The sequence below is a fragment of the Exiguobacterium sp. s192 genome (assembly GCF_018618795.1).
Lineage (GTDB): Bacteria > Bacillota > Bacilli > Exiguobacteriales > Exiguobacteriaceae > Exiguobacterium_A > Exiguobacterium_A undae.
On sequence record NZ_JACSMS010000003.1, the window covers coordinates 107,678 to 124,799 of the forward strand.

General features: G+C 43.9%; 22 protein-coding genes. 13 read left to right on the forward strand and 9 right to left on the reverse strand.

Annotated features, from left to right (window positions below; genetic code table 11):
• Nucleotides 1-344: 344 nt before the first annotated feature.
• Nucleotides 345-629 (forward strand): hypothetical protein, encoded by a 285-nt coding sequence (locus KNP87_RS07695; protein WP_214721313.1) that lies wholly within the window; start codon nt 345-347, stop codon nt 627-629.
• Between the two features lie 52 nt (nt 630-681).
• Here the strand turns inward: KNP87_RS07695 and KNP87_RS07700 are convergent, their stop codons facing one another.
• Nucleotides 682-1,011, reverse strand: coding sequence for an ABC transporter permease (locus KNP87_RS07700; RefSeq protein WP_214721314.1), 330 nt, complete (start codon nt 1,009-1,011; stop codon nt 682-684).
• A gap of 205 nt (nt 1,012-1,216) precedes the next feature.
• Here KNP87_RS07700 and KNP87_RS07705 point away from each other — a divergent pair, with 205 nt between their 5' ends.
• The 4 genes from KNP87_RS07705 to KNP87_RS07720 all read left to right on the forward strand — a co-directional run bounded on the left by KNP87_RS07705 (nt 1,217) and on the right by KNP87_RS07720 (nt 3,054).
• A complete protein-coding gene (locus tag KNP87_RS07705; RefSeq protein ID WP_214721315.1) occupies nt 1,217-1,792 on the forward strand; it encodes an SMI1/KNR4 family protein in 576 nt (191 codons plus the stop codon).
• A gap of 66 nt (nt 1,793-1,858) precedes the next feature.
• Nucleotides 1,859-2,146, forward strand: a complete 288-nt coding sequence (locus tag KNP87_RS07710; RefSeq protein ID WP_214721316.1) for a hypothetical protein — start codon at nt 1,859-1,861, stop codon at nt 2,144-2,146.
• A gap of 39 nt (nt 2,147-2,185) precedes the next feature.
• Nucleotides 2,186-2,659 (forward strand): GNAT family N-acetyltransferase, encoded by a 474-nt coding sequence (locus KNP87_RS07715; RefSeq protein WP_214721317.1) that lies wholly within the window; start codon nt 2,186-2,188, stop codon nt 2,657-2,659.
• Nucleotides 2,656-3,054: a cytidine deaminase gene (locus KNP87_RS07720; RefSeq protein WP_214721318.1), complete on the forward strand. Its 399-nt coding sequence runs from the start codon at nt 2,656-2,658 to the stop codon at nt 3,052-3,054. The genes KNP87_RS07715 and KNP87_RS07720 overlap by 4 nt, the downstream gene beginning before the upstream one ends.
• 171 nt (nt 3,055-3,225) lie before the next feature.
• On the opposite strand, the gene KNP87_RS07725 is transcribed toward KNP87_RS07720, so the two are convergent.
• Both KNP87_RS07725 and KNP87_RS07730 read right to left on the reverse strand, forming a co-directional pair.
• On the reverse strand, nt 3,226-4,143 hold the full coding sequence (locus KNP87_RS07725; RefSeq protein ID WP_214721319.1) for a DMT family transporter: 918 nt from the start codon (nt 4,141-4,143) through the stop codon (nt 3,226-3,228).
• Nucleotides 4,144-4,158: 15 nt separating this feature from the next.
• The gene (locus KNP87_RS07730; protein ID WP_214721320.1) at nt 4,159-4,398 is read right to left on the reverse strand and encodes a hypothetical protein; all 240 of its coding nucleotides are present in this window, start codon (nt 4,396-4,398) and stop codon (nt 4,159-4,161) included.
• Between the two features lie 160 nt (nt 4,399-4,558).
• Here KNP87_RS07730 and KNP87_RS07735 point away from each other — a divergent pair, with 160 nt between their 5' ends.
• The gene (locus KNP87_RS07735) at nt 4,559-6,121 is read left to right on the forward strand and encodes a serine hydrolase domain-containing protein (protein WP_214721321.1); all 1,563 of its coding nucleotides are present in this window, start codon (nt 4,559-4,561) and stop codon (nt 6,119-6,121) included.
• On the opposite strand, the gene KNP87_RS17460 is transcribed toward KNP87_RS07735, so the two are convergent.
• The 3 genes from KNP87_RS17460 to KNP87_RS07745 form a co-directional block, all read right to left on the reverse strand.
• On the reverse strand, nt 6,028-6,450 hold the full coding sequence (locus KNP87_RS17460) for a DUF7878 domain-containing protein (RefSeq protein WP_483299339.1): 423 nt from the start codon (nt 6,448-6,450) through the stop codon (nt 6,028-6,030). The genes KNP87_RS07735 and KNP87_RS17460 overlap by 94 nt on opposite strands.
• Nucleotides 6,451-6,510: 60 nt before the next feature.
• A complete protein-coding gene (gene tnpB / locus KNP87_RS07740; protein WP_214721446.1) occupies nt 6,511-7,683 on the reverse strand; it encodes an IS200/IS605 family element RNA-guided endonuclease TnpB in 1,173 nt (390 codons plus the stop codon).
• 653 nt (nt 7,684-8,336) lie between these two features.
• Nucleotides 8,337-9,305, reverse strand: a complete 969-nt coding sequence (locus KNP87_RS07745; protein WP_214721322.1) for a DUF2268 domain-containing putative Zn-dependent protease — start codon at nt 9,303-9,305, stop codon at nt 8,337-8,339.
• Between the two features lie 245 nt (nt 9,306-9,550).
• Here KNP87_RS07745 and KNP87_RS07750 point away from each other — a divergent pair, with 245 nt between their 5' ends.
• The 3 genes from KNP87_RS07750 (at nt 9,551) to KNP87_RS07760 (ending at nt 10,711) form a co-directional block, all read left to right on the forward strand.
• A complete protein-coding gene (locus tag KNP87_RS07750) occupies nt 9,551-9,850 on the forward strand; it encodes a hypothetical protein (RefSeq protein WP_214721323.1) in 300 nt (99 codons plus the stop codon).
• A 91-nt stretch (nt 9,851-9,941) separates the two neighbouring features.
• On the forward strand, nt 9,942-10,160 hold the full coding sequence (locus KNP87_RS07755; RefSeq protein ID WP_214721324.1) for a hypothetical protein: 219 nt from the start codon (nt 9,942-9,944) through the stop codon (nt 10,158-10,160).
• 74 nt (nt 10,161-10,234) lie between these two features.
• Nucleotides 10,235-10,711 carry a glutathione peroxidase gene (locus tag KNP87_RS07760; RefSeq protein ID WP_214721325.1) on the forward strand — a complete coding sequence of 159 codons (477 nt, stop codon included), beginning with the start codon at nt 10,235-10,237 and terminating at the stop codon, nt 10,709-10,711.
• Nucleotides 10,712-10,795: 84 nt separating this feature from the next.
• Here the strand turns inward: KNP87_RS07760 and KNP87_RS07765 are convergent, their stop codons facing one another.
• Entirely contained in the window at nt 10,796-11,260 is a 465-nt protein-coding gene (locus KNP87_RS07765) for a hypothetical protein (RefSeq protein WP_214721326.1), read from the reverse strand.
• A 14-nt stretch (nt 11,261-11,274) separates the two neighbouring features.
• The gene (locus tag KNP87_RS07770) at nt 11,275-12,180 is read right to left on the reverse strand and encodes an EamA family transporter (RefSeq protein ID WP_214721327.1); all 906 of its coding nucleotides are present in this window, start codon (nt 12,178-12,180) and stop codon (nt 11,275-11,277) included.
• Nucleotides 12,181-12,351: 171 nt separating this feature from the next.
• Here KNP87_RS07770 and KNP87_RS07775 point away from each other — a divergent pair, with 171 nt between their 5' ends.
• The 4 genes from KNP87_RS07775 to lysS all read left to right on the forward strand — a co-directional run bounded on the left by KNP87_RS07775 (nt 12,352) and on the right by lysS (nt 16,335).
• A complete protein-coding gene (locus tag KNP87_RS07775) occupies nt 12,352-13,293 on the forward strand; it encodes an SMI1/KNR4 family protein (RefSeq protein WP_214721328.1) in 942 nt (313 codons plus the stop codon).
• Between the two features lie 74 nt (nt 13,294-13,367).
• A complete protein-coding gene (locus KNP87_RS07780) occupies nt 13,368-13,784 on the forward strand; it encodes a hypothetical protein (RefSeq protein WP_214721329.1) in 417 nt (138 codons plus the stop codon).
• 24 nt (nt 13,785-13,808) lie between these two features.
• Nucleotides 13,809-14,072 carry a hypothetical protein gene (locus tag KNP87_RS07785; RefSeq protein WP_251135500.1) on the forward strand — a complete coding sequence of 88 codons (264 nt, stop codon included), beginning with the start codon at nt 13,809-13,811 and terminating at the stop codon, nt 14,070-14,072.
• Between the two features lie 703 nt (nt 14,073-14,775).
• Nucleotides 14,776-16,335, forward strand: coding sequence for a lysine--tRNA ligase (lysS, locus tag KNP87_RS07790; protein ID WP_214721330.1), 1,560 nt, complete (start codon nt 14,776-14,778; stop codon nt 16,333-16,335).
• A 4-nt stretch (nt 16,336-16,339) separates the two neighbouring features.
• Here lysS and KNP87_RS07795 read toward each other — a convergent pair whose 3' ends face one another.
• Nucleotides 16,340-16,981, reverse strand: a complete 642-nt coding sequence (locus KNP87_RS07795; protein WP_214721331.1) for a DUF3885 domain-containing protein — start codon at nt 16,979-16,981, stop codon at nt 16,340-16,342.
• Between the last annotated feature and the right edge of the window lie 141 nt (nt 16,982-17,122).

Here is a 17,122-nt window from a genome sequence, read left to right on the forward strand (position 1 = left end):
GCAGAGCGAGTTGTGTAACGCTTTGCTGTTTATCATTATGCTTGGTTTGATTAAAATTAGTCAAATCATCGTCCTTGTATGTATAGAAAACAGCATCCAATTAAGTGTTTCAGATTGAAGACGAAAAACGATTGTTCTCTTACACGAGAAGAATCGTTTTTTAGCTTTGCTGTATTTAGGTGCTCGCTTACATTTTTGTAATCATCAGAAATATCAAATCATTCTTCGTTTTAATATGGTAAATTATTGATGTTGGCAAATGGTTGAAGAAACCAGCCTGGATGTATGAAAAAAATTTTGACGATTGAAGATTTTAAAAAATGCTCGACTAGGGAGGAAGAAGAATGGATTTTCTATGGATGGGTTTACTTTATGCCGGCATACTCGGAGTGCAGTATGTATTATCGAGTCAAAAGAATGTGTACTTAGGGGCAGTTGTTCCGCTGCTTTTTGTAGCGGGAATGACTTGGCGGTATGTTGACGTGGAGTCCGTCAGTACAATGCACTACCTGCTCATGACAGGTTTTGGTCTGCTTTGTTTGATTGCAGAGTGGGATCGAGGTCGAGAAGTGTTTCGGACAAATCAGGAAAAAGAATGGAATCGTATGAGAATACAGGATTTCAAGTGAACAGACCGTGCATCATGATTCGAAGTTAGGGTTCCTTTTCTATTCTGTATTTTCATCTTGACTGATTTACTTGCCGTCGTTTAATGAAGTTCTTAATCCCTAATACGAGACCGATGATGAGATACAGGATTCCGTTACCAACGATCACGAACCCAATAAAAGCTGCTGCATAAGCTGCTCCAAAACCGTCTCCGCCCATACTATGGTCGATCTTTAAAAAAACAGAGCCGGTTATCAAAGCGATGATTGGTCCGAGTATGACAATTAGTAAGCCGGATCCCCACAAAGGCATTTTCCCTTTTTTGTATAAAAGGATAGCTGATACATTTAATACGATTAAGCTTGACAATAATACACTCCAAAGTAGTCCATCACCACTCATCTAAAACCCTCCTTCTAATGATAAAATAGGTAATAAATGTAATAAAAGCACTGAGTTGATCATATCATAAAGTCTGTAATCTAGTATCTTTATTTCCAACTAAAGGTATAAACTGAAGAGGATATTTTGGCGTGATGATAGTTCGAAAAAAATGAGGAGGAGATAAAATGAAACTGATTGAAAGAACCTTGATTTGCTCAAACAAATGTTCAAAAACGAACCGAGATTTATTATGGGGAGATACGGGAGAAATGGATGGGCAACCTGCACCTTCAATACACCGTTAACTTCTAAAGAGATTGATTCACACTTCCTGAAAGATACGTTTTCTTTACCAAGGGACTACAAGCATTTTTTAACGTTACATAATGGATGTGGTCTATTTGAAAGAGAATCCGATTTAATCCTTGAATTGTTTCCTCTTGAGGAAATGCTCGAAATGTCGGAAGAGCACCATTCAGAAGACGGTCTCCTCTCAGAAGGAAACTACTGGATCATAGGTCAAATAGATGAAAAATGGATTTTAATTGATAAAAATCAATGTACAGATGCAGAAGACTCCTTTAAAAAACCATATATCACGGTCGTGCATCCATCAGATGGTCTGGACACTGCAGTTGCGTTAAATTTAAATTTCGAATGTTTTTTAGAACGTGCTATCATCGCGCAAGGCGACTACTTTTGGGAGTGGTCAGAAGACAATGAACTAACTGTAACGTATGGTGATGTTTCGACGTATGAAGAAATCGACGAAACACTTTATCTCGAAGATAAGAAATAAAATATTTGATTGATTGTCGAAAGGAATAACAATAGGAAACACAACAAGGAGAGGAGGAATTGTGTCATGTGGCTACTGTTTGGGATACTTGCCATCTTCGCGACGGCGGTGAATCTGATTTTGTACTTCATCGGCAAGGACTATAAGCTGGCAATGGCTGTCGGGTTATCGCTTACGGCGCTCACGCTGTGTGCGGAATACAGTCAAATTGCGAATTGGGTCGAAGCCGAAGATTGGGCGGCCTTGGCAGACGTTGTTCCCGGAATGGAACGTGGTTGGTGGTTCTTAACGATTGTGTCGATTGGACTGAATCTGACACCACTGTTACTCGAATACAGAAAAAACCGATCTTGATTGATGCATAAATTCCTTTTGAAAAGGAGGTCGCTTGCAATGACCTATACTTATTTACCACTGACACAACGTCAGGCGGAACAGATTGCGCATGACTGGCAATATGAGGGTGACTTTGCGTTCTACGATATGCCGAATGATCCAGAGGACCTGGCGGAATTTTTGGATCCGGATCAACGGACGGAACATTACTATGCTGTTATGGATAGTACACAACTGATCGGATTTTTTGTGTTTGAACCCGGACAGAACAGCCTTGAATTGGCGTTAGGGATGCGGCCCGATTTGACGGGACGAGGAAACGGAACGGCCTTTTTGGAATCCGGTCTTGCCTTTGCGATCAAGCAGTATCAACCACGCCACATTGAATTAGCCGTCGCAACGTTTAACGAACGGGCGATCCGGTTGTACACTAAAAGCGGTTTTGAACCGGTCGAGCAGTTTCAGCAGGCAACAAACGGTGGAAGCTATGAATTCGTCAAAATGCGTCTGCATACAGGAGTGATGAAATGAATATCGAACAGCAGTTATTTGAGGCGGCAAAAGAATTAATCGAAACGAGGTATCCGAACGGATGGGGCGGAGCGGCAGCGATGGCGACCGATAACGGACGGATCTTGACGAGTGTCGCACCGGAAGTCGTGAACGCGTCGACCGAATTGTGTATCGAGACCGGTGCCATCCTCGAAGCACACAAGTTGAATTGTCGGATCACACATACGATTTGTGTCGTGCGGGACGATGAACAGGCACCGTTCAAGATTTTGAGTCCATGCGGTGTCTGCCAGGAGCGTCTGTTTTACTTTGGTGCGGCCGTCAAAGCGGCCGTCACGAATCCCGAGCAAGCACTAGTCTTTAAAGCACTCCATGAGTTGCAACCGTACCATTGGTTAAAAGCGTATCAATAGGTAACATCCATGCTAGAAGGTGAGGTTGAACAAGAAGAATTTGAAGAAATGACCGTCCAGATGAAGGTCCTTCCATAATTAAACAAATATCAGCGTATTTAATTACAAAAAGATGAGCGTACATGAGTTTCATGTGTACGCTCATCTTGATTTTTCGGTTGATACAAACGACTATTTCAATCTAGCACGAACCAAAAGTTTCTTTTGCGATAAAGTCTTTTGGAAATAAGTTCCTGCACCTAACGCAACAGCGGCACCGATACAGCTGGACAAGCAACCGAGTATTAAGTACATCGATGGATCGGATTCACCGATCAGGACGGAAGCGATACCTCCGATCGCTGGAAACAGCGCCACCATGTAGCCGCTTTTGGCACCACCGATTTTCTCGACCAGCTTTAAGTAAAAGAGCCATGCTCCAAACGAAGCAAGCAGCGTGAGGTAGAGAAGCGCAGATAAGTAAGAAATAGAGGACGGTAGACGGATGTCTTGCCCCTGCAATACGACGACTGTGCCGAGAAGCACACCACCTGCGATAAATCCGACTGCATTCGCATAAATCGGATCGACTTGTTTCTTCGCATTCCGTGCTGAACTGGCGTCGCCGATTGCCGTAATGGCAGTACCGAGCAGTGCAAGCACAATTCCTTTTACATCATTCGGATGTATGTCGTGTAGAGTCGGGTAGAGTAAAATCAAAACGCCCAGCACACCTAATATGCCCCCGATCAGGATGCGGATGTGTAAATGTTCTTTTAAAAAGATTCGTAAAGCAACGGGCGTGAAGATGACTTTCAATGAAAAAATCAACGTGACGATCGCGGCTGAACTGAACATGGTCGCGTAATAGAGACACAGATAGCTGAGTGCGAAGTTACAGATACCAAACACCAGGAGATACGGAAGATCCTCTTTCGAAGGTTTTCCTTTTGGCTTCATGATCCAGACCAGAATACTAAACAAAATCGCTGTCAGGAATAAGCGATAGGTCAACGATAACTCTAAGCTGACCGGCGTCCCTTGAATCTTGACGGCAATGAAATTAAGCCCCCAGATCAACAAACAAAAGATGTACATAAAAATCGTCATCGGTATTTTCCACTCCTAGATCAAGACAATCAGCGAAAATCCAATCAGGATGTTGATAAAACTGAGGACATCCGTTGTTTTGGTATAAATTAATCTTCCCGTTTTCTTTGCTTTGTCATTAAGAACCATTAAAACGACAGCAAACAGCGTCGTCAAACCGAGCGGGGCGTTGAGAAAACTGTCGGAATACGTAAATGAATTAATTACGAGGTAAAGACTGTTCAGTATCGAAAGATAGAGTAATGTTTTTTGCATCCAATCACATCCTGTTTGATTTATTATATGATTATACATTTTTACATAAAATTGCCACATGGGGAAGGGGAGTCTTTCATGTTTTCTCCTGTAACAATCTAAAACTTTGGATTCTTCACAATTGATTTTCAATTAAAAACAGGAAAGAGAGAGGGCGCTTATGTTTGCAAAAATCGAACAGCAAATCAAAGAACAGATACAGGCACAATCGATTCCGGGATTTTCCATGGCGGTCGTGCAAGATCAGGAAGTCATTTATTCGAACGGATTTGGTATCACGAACAGAGAAGAGGGCGGCGTTCCTGTTACCTCTAACACACTTTTTCGGATTGGCTCACTCAGTAAGCCGTTAACTGCAACGGCGATTATGGTATTGGTGGACAAAGGTCTGTTAAATCTCGATCTTCCGATTAAAGAATATGGCCCTCATTTTGAATTACAGGACAAAGGTGCCGCTGAGATCATCACACTGCGTATGCTATTAAATCATTCAGCCGGGATTCAAGACGGTACAGACCTTATTGGCAGTCGTGATGTAACGGTACTTGAACACTATTTTTTGCATGAGGTCCCGACGCTGTCCATGGTTGCTCCGTCCGGCTTGATCTTTTCGTACAGTAACCATCACTTGAACATTGCCGGATATGTCGCGGAATTCGTATATGGAAAGTACTTTCCCGAATTGATGAAAGAAGTCCTTTTCAATCCACTCGGTATGTCTCGTACCGTCTATGATCCACTGCTTGCGATGACCTATTCCGTAGCACTCGGTCATGAACGAACAGAGCAGGGGGATCAGGTCGTAAGACCGTTCTATGAAAATGCTGCGAATTATCCTTCTTGGTTTGCCATGTCGACGGTAGCGGATTATGCCAAATTTTTAACCCTTCATCTCAATCAGGGCCGATTTGAGGATCGTTCGATTCTCTCTCCTGCAGCTACAGAGGAGATGCAGACCAAACAAGTAAATCGCTATAATCTGAATCAACTCGGTTGCGGCACGACCTTCATCACGGAAAAGTACCAAGGATTTTCAACGATTCGGCATGGGGGAGCTATCGGGACCTATACATGTTTCATGCTGGCGGTCCCGGAAAAAAAGCTTGCGATCGTCACGATGGCAAGCCAAGACTACGGGATTGATCTAGCCTATGAGGTCATGGATACGTTACTCACCGTAAAGTCGACGGACCTCAAGCCGCAATCCATCCAACCTGACCTCAATCATTGGAAACAGTTTACCGGGTCCTATCTAGGAAATATAAGTGGACTGGCACGAGTCTTTGTAGAAGGAGAAAACTTAACGTTGGACCTGAATGGACAGGAGATGACACTTCATGCATTTGACGAAGACGTCTACTTTGCGAAAGATCCGGAAGGAAACGCTGCCGTGACGATTGGTTTTGCCGGTAATCTTGATGAAAAAGTACAGTATATTGTTGTCGACGGTCACGCTTGTAAACGAATCGATTCGAAAAAAGTGTTGCTTCCTCAAGCGGAATGGACACCACTGATCGGGCATTATTCGAATGGTGCCATCTCGTTTGATTTGCAAGAACAAGAGAATTCCTTGTATTTAATTGATGAAGAGGAGTATCTGGTTTGTACACCACTGTTCGGTCAATTCTTTTACACAGAAAAGCACGGGCTACTGGAGATCAGAGAAGTAAAAAATACGCGGATGATGATTTTGCAGGACAACTGGAAGCTCGATAAAGTATAAGGAATGTGGTGCATGAACTTATCTAACTGAACATTGAAGTAAGTTTCAATGTCTGACTTTAGCCTCTGTTCTAGGTCAAGTAAGGATGAAACTAACATGTCTAACGGAAATACATTATATCGATCATGTTCACCCCATATGGATTTAATACGACCTCGATTAGAAAAGGGAATCATCGAAATGATGGCTCCTTTTTCGTTTGCATCAAATTCAACTGAGTAATAATGAAACTCAGGGACTGACGTTTCTGTTATTTTTTCTTTCCAACGATATAGAGATTTATAAAACTCCAAAATAGACAATGAGGTTTCTAATTGAACTACCTCCACCTACGCTTCACTTAGAGGTGAAGGATTCCTGAGTTATCCGACCTAACGGTCGAAAATTGATCAGGCTAACCCCGTCGTCCCGACGGTTGAAGAAGCTAAGATACGTTCAGCCTCTCGTTTAAGATTCAGTCCTGCGTTCACATCCCGGTCGTGATGGATGCCGCAACTCGGGCATGTCCATTCACGCAAGCCAAGATGTTTCACGTCTTTGTGTTGATGTCCGCAACTGGAGCACAGTTGACTGGAAGCAAAGATCTTGCCAACTTTTACGATGGTCTTCCCGTACCAGTCCGCCTTGTACTCCAACATGCGGAAGAACTCGGACCAGCTGACGTCCGAGATGGCCTTGCTTAACTTGCGATTCTTCTGCATGTTCTTCACCTGCAAGGTCTCAATGCCGATGACGTCGTGGTTTTGGACGATCTCGGTCGATACCTTGTGCAGGAAGTCGGTGCGCTTGTTTGCAATCTTCTCGTGGATACGGGCGACTTTCCGTTTCTGCTTCTGGTAGTTCCTCGCCTCGGACAGCTTGACTTTCTTGTCCAAGGCCATGCGCTGACGACGGGAGAGCTTACGCTGTTCGCGCGCCAGTTTCTTCTCAAGCGAACGGAAGTAACGGTCGTTCTTGTACATCGTTCCGTCCGACAGGATGGCGAAGTTCTTGAGTCCGACGTCGACGCCGACAGATGAACCAGCCTTCGGCAATTCGTGGATCTCCTGCTCGACGAGCAGGGAGACGAAGTATTTTCCTGAAGCGTTATGTCGAATCGTGGCGTTCAAGATACGGCCTGTGATGTGTTTCGAATGGGCGAAACGTACCCATTTCAGCTTCGGAAGTTTGAGCTTATTGCATCCAATCGAGACTTCAGGAAGCTGGTTTTTACCTTGGATGTTGGTCGTGTACGACTGGACGGGATGGCGCTTCGACTTGAATCGAGGGCGTTCGTTCTGCTTCTTGAAGAAGCGGTCAAACGCATCAGCAAGGTGTTTGACGCTGATCTGAACAGAGGTACTATCGACTTCCTTCAACCAGTCGAACTCCTGCTTCAACAAAGGAATTTCTTTGGAACAAGAACCGTAGGACAGTCCTTTTCCAGTGGTCTTGTACATTTCATCCCACTTCGCCAAGAAGTGGTTGAAGATGAAGCGTGAACACCCGATTGTCTTCGCAATCAGGATTTCCTGCTCTTTTGTGGGGTAGATTCTGAATTTGTAGGCCTTGTGCTTCAACACCATTTTTCACCTCCTTTAAGGAAAATATACCCGAAAAGCAGGCTGGCGATTCCTTTCCCACTTTCACTTGGTTTAGAAGTGGAAGTATTCTCGCCTAATTTTGATAAATGTCATCGTTCATTGTTATGGTGAACGATGCTTCGATTGAAAGAATGGCTGGGATATCCTTTGCAGAACGATTTGAAAGAGCGGCAGGTTGATTTAAAAATGTATAAGTAAACATTACTTCATTAGGGGGACTACTCATATTTTACTGTCAGATCCTTTCAAAGACGCTTTAGTTACTTCCTGAATCGTTTGTCTTCTGACGTGGCTTGAAGGACATCGAGAAAACGATATTGCGTACGATTTCAGAGATGATAGACGTACAGATTTCGATAATCAATTGAATCTCTCCTCGTTTGTATTGATTTCTTCTTCAGTATAGTCATTTCGCTTAATCAATTTTTGATAATTATTGCTAACTTGTGATCACAGGATTTAAAAAAAGAAGTCCACACTTGAGGAATGATGTGGATTTCTTTCTATAGTAGTAAGTTGTGATGCTTGCTGCGTTAGAAATCAGTATCCTTCATGACAATCTTTAACTCAATGGTGAATCCGTTCGAAACAGCCTGATTATCATCAGATTTCGGAACAATACAAAATTGTCATCATTCAAGAAGATTTTGGTACTTGTAGCCCTTTAAAATGTCTTGTTGATCGGCAAATGTCCATTCCGATATGGAACGGTCAGGATTCGTTTTAAAGTAGTGATCCATGATATCCCGTCCTAAGATATAGTTACTCCATTGAGGAATATCCTTTTGTTGGTTACCGCCTGCAACTTCTTCATAAGTAGCTTCACCGCTCTCGATCAGACTTGCTACATGTTTCTTGATCTTGTCATCCATCGGTACGTTCCACGGCGTTGAAACACCCTTGACGACACGATCGGCAAAGGCATCCGCCTTGCCTTCGGTGATGATGGAATCAAGAATCGCATTCATTTTATATTCAGGTGTATCATGAAGGACCAAGTGATGGTATTCATGCGCGATTGAATAGGCAAGTATATTTTTATCAAAGTTTGTATCGAGATACAGAATGAACGTATCTTTATATGCTCCGGCAAATACTCCCTTCATGGATTCACTCATAGAAAAATACTCCGAGTTGGTAGGTGCGATGAAAATCGTACTTTTCTTTTTAGGAAGTATCTTATTTGCAGCGGTGTAGTTTTTTATAATGATATCTTTGATTTCGTCATGATGTTTCATCAACTCGTTTGTCCGATCCACCAGTTCTTGCTCGTAAGCAGTTGATTGCAACAAAAAGTAGCCTTTTAAACTGGTTGTATCAAAGTTTTCTTTCTTTCCGATCTCATCTATGTAACCAAGAACGTGTTTCGCGTAATTTTTTACATCCATTTCTGAAGTATCGGCTTTAAGAGATGCCTTCAAATACGTTTGATAGGGCGCATAAAGAGGGACGATATTTAATTCACTATCCTTACCGATCTTCACAGTTTCCGGTTTAAATTCTTTACTTTCGGAATGCGTCACTGCTTTTTCTTTTTCATCTGAACATGCGGATAACAGAAGGAACGGGACACAAAGCAAAGGAACGATTACTTTTTTCAACTGGATGACCTCCATTGTTTTTTAATTTTATGTAAAAATACACCATGTTTTCAATGCATATTCTCATCGTAAACGCAGGATTGAAGACTTCTGCGGTAAGCCTTTTGCTAAAGTGATACATTGTTATATTTTTTACGTTCACTATCGGATGAGGTTTCATATATTCCGTTTTTTTACAAAAAAGAAACGGGAAATAACAAATTCACGATACAATCCAAAAAGAATGCTCAGTAGGAGTTGGTGTCATGGAGAACGTTCAAATCAGTGAAATCATCACAAAGTTGGAAATGGTTTTAGAAAATCAGCTGACACGGGAAGAAGTGTCGGATTGGGCGTATGAACAGATGACGGCGATGGAATGGAGGGAAGAAAAAGAAAACCGTGCGCTGACAAAGGATCAGTTGGCTGTTTTTCATTGTCTGACGACAGTCTATGGGATGGATTTGCAGAATAGCCCGACCGAGTATTTTCATGTAGACGATGATTTTCGGAATTGGATCAAAGCGTTTCAGGAAGTAGAGAAAAGACCAAAGGCTAAGAAATGAGCGTATTTCGCTGATACACTCAACAAAAATCGTCCAAATCATGAAACCTTTGCTTGAAAAAACAGGTAAAAAGAGGAAAGGGGATGATGAAATGGTACGATGTACGAATTGTGACTACAAGTGGAAAAAGAAAGACGTGCTGGTCGTCGTTTTTGCAACGCGCGGAAAGACATGTCCGAACTGTGGTAAGAAGCAGTATCTTTCAAAAGATACCCAACATTATCTATCACTCGGATATGTCAGCCTGTTTTTTCTATTGATTATGCCGTTTGTCGTTAAGCTGAGTGACCGGGAAGAACACATCTGGTAAGCAACTGGTTGCATGTTCAAAAAAGACGGAGTTTTTTCATCGGCGTATACTGACGGCAAAGGGGGTGCGACGGGATGCCATCACTCTATGAGATTGAAGTACAGGATGCAACCGGACAGACCGTTTCATTACAAAATTATGCGGGAGAGGTACTTCTCATCGTCAATACAGCCAGCAAATGCGGGCTCGTCGGTCAGTTCGGAGACCTGCAACGGTTGTACGACAAGTATACGGATCAAGGCGTCAAGGTCCTTGGATTTCCGTGTGACCAGTTCAACAATCAGGAATTTGCCGATCCGAAAGAAACGGTGCAGTTTTGTCAGCGGAATTACGGTGTGACGTTTCCGATGTTTCAGAAGATTGACGTCAACGGACCGACGGAACATCGGTTGTATACGTATTTGAAACAGCAACAGGGTGGTCTATTGTCATCGAACATTAAGTGGAACTTCACGAAGTTTCTCGTTGATCGTCAAGGGCGGGTCGTCAAACGGTTTGCGCCGGTTGATTCGATCCAGACGATTGAAAAAACACTGGTGCGCTATGTATAATGAAACCACGTCCCGTCCGGCGCAAGCCGTCGGGCGAGACGAGTCGCATCACCCTACCTTTGGCGAGGTAGGGCTTTTTTTATGTCAACTCTGCTTTGGCAGATTAAAGGAATGTCGGACGGTAAAATCACTCATCTTGTGACCAAGATCCGTAAAAACGGGTGGACGCGGGGACAGGACATGAAAGTCCTGTTCGAAGGCTCGAATGGCGTAATGCGTCCAGTCTCGCGACGGGTCCCGCTTCAAGCCCATCCAGGCTGTCGCAAAGGTCAGAAGTGCGGAGTCCTGATACATGACGAGTGGAACCGTATTAAACTCCAGCCCGTCATCCAGTTCATGCAAATCCGACGAGCGGAGCAGGACGCAATCTGCTTCAAACAACAGTTCAAAATAATTGCAGGAATAGTCGCCGATGAGCACCATGACTTCGTCCGTATGACCGCGAAAATAGAGTGCCAGCCGATTGCCGTTTTCCTCGTTCATGACAATGTGATCGAGTTTAATCTGATAGTCTTCCCGGTACAACAGTTTCTCGAATGTGATATGCATGACGGATTCTCTCCTTAAGAGTGTTTTTCCTCGGCGAGTTCGAGGATGTCCGGCTGTCGTGTCGAACGCGACGACCAGACGAGCAGTCCGATACCGCAAAATAAAAGCGAAATGCCGACCCACGATAACAGACTGAGCGTTTCCCCGAGGACAAACACGCCGAGCAGGGCAGCGGTCAACGGTTCACCAAGCGACAACGTGACAGCCGTCGAAGACGAGACATGCGCAAGACCTCGTGCGAACAACAGATAGGCAACACCTGTTGCGAAGACGCCAAGATGCAGACTGATACCGGCACCGCGCAGACTGAAGACCCATGACAGATCAAACAGGAATAACAGTGGCGATAACAAGAGAGCACTGAGTGTAAACACGACTGCGACGACGGATAGCGGAGGGTGTGTTTTCACTAAGTCCCGGCTGACAAACGTGTAGACGGCAAAGGACATTCCGGCACCGAGTGCGAGTACGATCCCGAATGGATCGACCGAGACAGATGCTTGATTCATGACTAACAGTAAACAACCGGCAATCGAAAGCAATGTCGACAGCCACCAAATGGTACCTGGTCGATTTCTTAAGACAAGCCATTCAATCACTCCGGAAAAAATCGGCGCACTGCCGATCGCGACGACCGTTCCGACCGCGACACCGGTCATCAGGACAGCGGAAAAGAACAACGGCTGATAGGCGGCCATGCTGAGCGCAGCAAGAAAAATCGTTGGCAGCGGCCAATCTTTCAGCGTCAACTTGCCGGTCAATAAGACGAGACTGAGTAAAAATAATCCGCCGACCGCTAAACGAACGGCGCCGATGGCAATCGGATGAGCGGCTTCCGGCGCAAAGGCTTGTGACGTGCCGGTCGTCCCCCACAGCATTGCCGCCAGTAAGATCAGCAACATCGAAGATTGTTTTTGCATGGTTCACCTCCAAGTGAGTACATATATCCCATTCCCAAGACATTGTTTTGATTAGAAAAAGGATACCACAGAAACAGGAAGGAAGAATCGACCAAATTATTGGTAAAATGGTAGACTAAAGGAAGATGAGGCAAGACGGCTCATACATAGAGAAACAAAAGGATGGATATTATGAATCAAATCGCAGTTGTCCTCGATGGACTCAAACAGAAAATCAACCATGGATCGACGTTCATCCAGCGCAGTTACAATTCAATCGGCCAGGCTACGTTCCATCTGCCAAAACCAGTTAAACCGGAAACACTTCAAGCGTTCCAAACCGAGTTCAAGCAACCGTTACCAAGCGAATACCAGACATTTCTCGAACTGCATGACGGAGCCAAACTGTTTATGTTAGGTGACGAGGGGCTAGTCTTGTATCCGCTTGAGGAAGTGATCGAAAAGACGATTGAAGCAAAGGAAGACGGTCTGATTGATGAAGATTATGATCATTACTGGATCATCGGTGAGGTAAACGAAGGGTACTTACTGATTCATACGGAGCATGCAAAAACCGAAGATACACCCTACATGTACTGGAAGTATCACGAAGGGTCAACCGAGGACACCGATGCCATCGGTCAAAACTTTGGAACATTCCTTGAACGGTCGATCATCGCGCAAGGTGACATGTACTGGGAATTTAACATTTTTGATGTCCGGGAAGATGATTACTACGTCGAAGAAGAGACGGAGCACGAGCAGGCGGGTGTACCGATTGCGTCCGAAGAACGGGTCCGGATTGAAATTGAGTATCCGATTTACCGCCGGGGAGGTTTTACCGTCGCTTTTTATACATACGATAAAGACAAAGCCCAGTTGTGGTCGAAATCGAACGGGTTTGATAATTTTAAACAAATCCATCGTTATCTATTAGGTAAGTTGGACGAGCCTGGGTACTACTACTCTGAAATCATCGTGTTCCAAAAAGAAGCACCGATTTGGCAAAACGAAGATGCATCCGGTGAACAGATCGCGAAACGCGTCGAACATCCGCAAACCCAAATCATACAGTATGACGGTTATCAGGCCTTTGTTAATGATTTGCCGCGTCCGTTACCGGGTTGGGAATAAGCAAAGCATTACGTTCAAAGAGCACCTTCATTTCATCCACTCTTTTGAAATGCATGCTAAAAGGAGGAATGGAAATGAAAAAACTACTGATTATCCCATTGTTATTCAGTTTAGCCGGATGTATGTCCCTCGATATAAAGCCGAGCAGTCAGTCGGTCGAAACCGGCTATACAGGAAGCGTCAAAGAAGGATTTGTATTTGAATATAAACTGACGAACACAGGCGATTATCCGGTAAAAGTCGTCTCCCGTGCCGGTCATCTGCTCAATGTAAAGGTCCGCAAGCACGATACGCAAAAAGTCGTCTATGACTCTTATGAGGAAGTGGAGCCGAAACGGTTGTCGAAGGAAGTTCAACCGCATACAACGGTGACGCTGAAGAAAAAAGTCAAAGCCGGTGTCATTCCGGCAGGTGTCTATGACATCGACTATATCGTCCGTGATGATACAGGTGAAGGTACAGCCGGTGACGGCGAAATCAGATTAAAATAACTCAATACAGGAGGAATACACATTTTGAAGAATCCAAATTATCGTTACGGTACATGGGCTTTGATTGTCAGCTTTTTCTTGTTCTTTATCGTTCAACTGTTCAGTGCCTACATCGAGCTGTCACCGAATTTTGCCGGTGAGTCGCTCGATGACTATTATCTGAAATATTTTCCGATTGGTGCACTGATTGTTGGATGTACGTTTTTCATTAATGGCTGGTGGAAGGAAGACTTGAAACAACAGGTGCAAAAACAAGAGTTGCTTGAAACAAAAAAATCGGTCGAATAAACTTATTTCTTGAGATGGAGTGAAATGAAATGGTAAAGAATTTTAATTTTTTATTAATGTTAACGGTAGCCGGCATCATATTCATGCGTTTTTTGTCAAATACGGAAATGATTCCATTTTTGAAAATGATTTTGACACTTATCGGATTAGTAATGATCTTATGGGGAATCATTGGAATGTTATTACACGGTTGGGTTATGGGGTATGAGCGAAATAAGAAACGGATTTAAAAACAATTCAAAAAAATCCGGTGATTTCTATTTAGGGAGTATCACCGGATTTTTGATTTATATTTTAACTAAAATTAAAAAGTAAAATGGAAACTTGATAAGACAATCTATCAAAGTAACTGAAAAAAGATTGACAATCTATCTCCATTATTTGTATGCTAATCAAAATCAAATAGACATGGCTGTGAAGAGAAGAGTAGGAAGAAACTGACGGTGCCAAGCGAGTCCGAATTGGTGAGAGCGGATGACCGGGTTTCAATCTGAAAAAAGCCTCTGAGCTTCGTACGGATTCCGACTGGATGATGCTACGATGGATTCTCCCATTATCGAGAGCGTGTATGTTTGTACATGTAAAGGTTGATCTGGTGACAGGTCAACGAACAAAGGTGGTACCACGGGAAGCTGATTCTCGTCCTTTAGTGAAAACTAAACGGCGGAAATCAGCTTTTTTGCCGAACTCAGGAGGAATCAATATGCATTGGGCAGAAGAAACCGCACGTGCCATTATTACAAGAAATCCGGAAAAACAAAAGTATGTGTGTGCAGCAGGAATCAGTCCGTCGGGACCGGTTCACATCGGTAATTTTCGGGAGGTCGTGACCACCTACTTCGTCGTTCAGGCGTTACGGGACTTAGGAAAAGACGTCCAATTTTTATTCTCGTGGGATGATTACGACCGCTTCCGGAAAGTTCCGGCTGATATCGTAGGGCATGATCGTTATTTGGGACGGCCGTACAGTGAGACACCGGCACCCACAGGTGAAGGTTCATATGCACGTCATTTTGAGGAAATGTTCGAGAAAACGTTGCGATTGTTTCAGATGGAACCGGAATACCGGTACCAACACGTCGAATATCGGTCGGGCCGATATGCGGAGTTGATTCTACACGCTTTTCGGGAACGTCACGCAATTTATGAAATCTTGATGCGATATAAATCAGCTACTCCTTCTGAAGCGGAGCGGGTAAGTTATTTCCCAGCTTCCGTTTACTGTACGGCTTGCGGGACGGATGCAACGACAATCGAGTCGTTTGACGATCATGAAGCGACATACGACTATCGGTGTAGATGCGGGTGGTATGAGACGATTGATATGCGTAGCAACCATCAAACGAAATTGAACTGGAAAGTCGATTGGGCGATGCGTTGGGCAATGGAGGGTGTTGATTTTGAACCGGGTGGGAAAGATCATTCCGCGGCAAACGGAAGTTATGTCGTCTCATCCGAGATTGCACGTGAAATTTTTGGTGTGGAACCTCCATTGTATCTCCCGTACGAATTCATTCGATTAAAAGGAGAAACGAAGAAAATGTCGAGTTCGAGTGGTGGAGGGTTAACACCACAAGATTTGCTGCAGGTCTATCCGGCTCATCAAATCTTATTCCTATTCGCAAAACACCGACCAGAGCATGCGTTTCATATCGGAATAGACGAAGATGTGTTACGGCATTACGCGGAATATGAGCGGATGGTGATGCATTATGAACGGCAAACACCAGAAATCCAACAAAGTTTACGCTGGAGTCAGGCGGACTTGAAGAACGAACTGATCCCGTTTTCGCAATGGACGACCCTTGGTCCGATGGTTGATTTTAATGAACCGTTACTACGTCAATTACTGGAATGCAACGAGGCAGACGAGACAATTACCGCTCAAGTCGAGCGTGCCCGCCAATTCGTGACAAGTTGGTGTCCGGAAAGACAGATTCGGATTCGCGAGCAGCGAAATGATCAAAAGTTCGCGGCGTACTCGATGGAAGAACAAGACTGGTTAAATCGTTTCGCAGAAGCAGTGCGGGGAGAAGAAGATGTTCTGGCGGTCTTCTATCGTCTGACTCGGCAAGTAGAAAAGAAAGAAACGATGCGGATGCAAAAGATTCGCTCGACGATGTTGTACGAATTGACGATTGATAGCTCTTTTGGTCCTCGGATTCCGTTACTTGTAAAGGCTATCGGGCATGAGCGTTTTTGTTCGCTCTTATCATTTGATTTAATCGATACAGTAGGATTATCACAAGATAGGCTCAAATGATTCACTACTCTTCAAGTTGATTAGGAAAGCTTTCGGATAAATCAGGTGTATACTGTTCTTTCAAAAACTTAAATCTCGTTTTATTATTAGTTAAGATAAAACAGCCTCGGTCGTCAAAAATATACAGGATGATGTCTTGGTCCGGATTCACGAAAAAAATCTCAGGATAGTACGTCTGTCTCGATTTAAAGCGGGGATATAACTCAGGAAAGTCCTGATTACAGATCGCTTGAAGCAACTGTTTATAACGAATGACCTGTCTGCTCGGCAATAAGCGGGCGTATTGGTAAATGACTTCCTCGTCGCCGACATTCTTTTTTTCAAATTCAAGCGTGTATCGATTCTTATTATTTTTGAGATAACGCTCAAAAATCTCCGTACTTTTCGCCGGAGGAGAATGGCGTTCTTTTCGGACACGTACAATGAGGTACAGACGGTCGTTTTCCTGAAACAGATCTTCAAACAGAGTGAGGGACTTTTGGTAAACTTTCTCGAAGTACGCCCTATTCAGTTCATCGGAATCCTCTTGTATTTGATACAGTTCTTTTTGCAAGTCGAGACTCAGTGTCAGCGGACGCTCCGCAAACGGTTCTTCCAAAACATCCGGATTGTCAAAGTGGATCTGTAAATAATCGTGTAACTTCATGCGAATGCTCCTCTCCGGGCGGTTGTTGTGTACTGCTAAGTGAACAAGGTTTCGATGCGCTGGAGACTGTCTTCAGACGAATGAAGACTTTTAGTAAAGGGTAACATATAGAAGCAGGATAAAACGATCCATTAAAAAGGA

What these genes read in the sequence shown, in the direction of transcription:
- KNP87_RS07695 (WP_214721313.1), top strand. Translation starts at nt 345, where the DNA reads ATGGATTTTCTATGGATGGGTTTACTTTATGCCGGCATACTCGGAGTG.
- KNP87_RS07700 (WP_214721314.1), bottom strand. Translation starts at nt 1,011, where the DNA reads ATGAGTGGTGATGGACTACTTTGGAGTGTATTATTGTCAAGCTTAATC.
- KNP87_RS07705 (WP_214721315.1), top strand. Translation starts at nt 1,217, where the DNA reads ATGTTCAAAAACGAACCGAGATTTATTATGGGGAGATACGGGAGAAAT.
- KNP87_RS07710 (WP_214721316.1), top strand. Translation starts at nt 1,859, where the DNA reads ATGTGGCTACTGTTTGGGATACTTGCCATCTTCGCGACGGCGGTGAAT.
- KNP87_RS07715 (WP_214721317.1), top strand. Translation starts at nt 2,186, where the DNA reads ATGACCTATACTTATTTACCACTGACACAACGTCAGGCGGAACAGATT.
- KNP87_RS07720 (WP_214721318.1), top strand. Translation starts at nt 2,656, where the DNA reads ATGAATATCGAACAGCAGTTATTTGAGGCGGCAAAAGAATTAATCGAA.
- KNP87_RS07725 (WP_214721319.1), bottom strand. Translation starts at nt 4,143, where the DNA reads ATGACGATTTTTATGTACATCTTTTGTTTGTTGATCTGGGGGCTTAAT.
- KNP87_RS07730 (WP_214721320.1), bottom strand. Translation starts at nt 4,398, where the DNA reads ATGCAAAAAACATTACTCTATCTTTCGATACTGAACAGTCTTTACCTC.
- KNP87_RS07735 (WP_214721321.1), top strand. Translation starts at nt 4,559, where the DNA reads ATGTTTGCAAAAATCGAACAGCAAATCAAAGAACAGATACAGGCACAA.
- KNP87_RS07750 (WP_214721323.1), top strand. Translation starts at nt 9,551, where the DNA reads ATGGAGAACGTTCAAATCAGTGAAATCATCACAAAGTTGGAAATGGTT.
- KNP87_RS07755 (WP_214721324.1), top strand. Translation starts at nt 9,942, where the DNA reads ATGGTACGATGTACGAATTGTGACTACAAGTGGAAAAAGAAAGACGTG.
- KNP87_RS07760 (WP_214721325.1), top strand. Translation starts at nt 10,235, where the DNA reads ATGCCATCACTCTATGAGATTGAAGTACAGGATGCAACCGGACAGACC.
- KNP87_RS07765 (WP_214721326.1), bottom strand. Translation starts at nt 11,260, where the DNA reads ATGCATATCACATTCGAGAAACTGTTGTACCGGGAAGACTATCAGATT.
- KNP87_RS07770 (WP_214721327.1), bottom strand. Translation starts at nt 12,180, where the DNA reads ATGCAAAAACAATCTTCGATGTTGCTGATCTTACTGGCGGCAATGCTG.
- KNP87_RS07775 (WP_214721328.1), top strand. Translation starts at nt 12,352, where the DNA reads ATGAATCAAATCGCAGTTGTCCTCGATGGACTCAAACAGAAAATCAAC.
- KNP87_RS07780 (WP_214721329.1), top strand. Translation starts at nt 13,368, where the DNA reads ATGAAAAAACTACTGATTATCCCATTGTTATTCAGTTTAGCCGGATGT.
- lysS (WP_214721330.1), top strand. Translation starts at nt 14,776, where the DNA reads ATGCATTGGGCAGAAGAAACCGCACGTGCCATTATTACAAGAAATCCG.
- KNP87_RS07795 (WP_214721331.1), bottom strand. Translation starts at nt 16,981, where the DNA reads ATGAAGTTACACGATTATTTACAGATCCACTTTGACAATCCGGATGTT.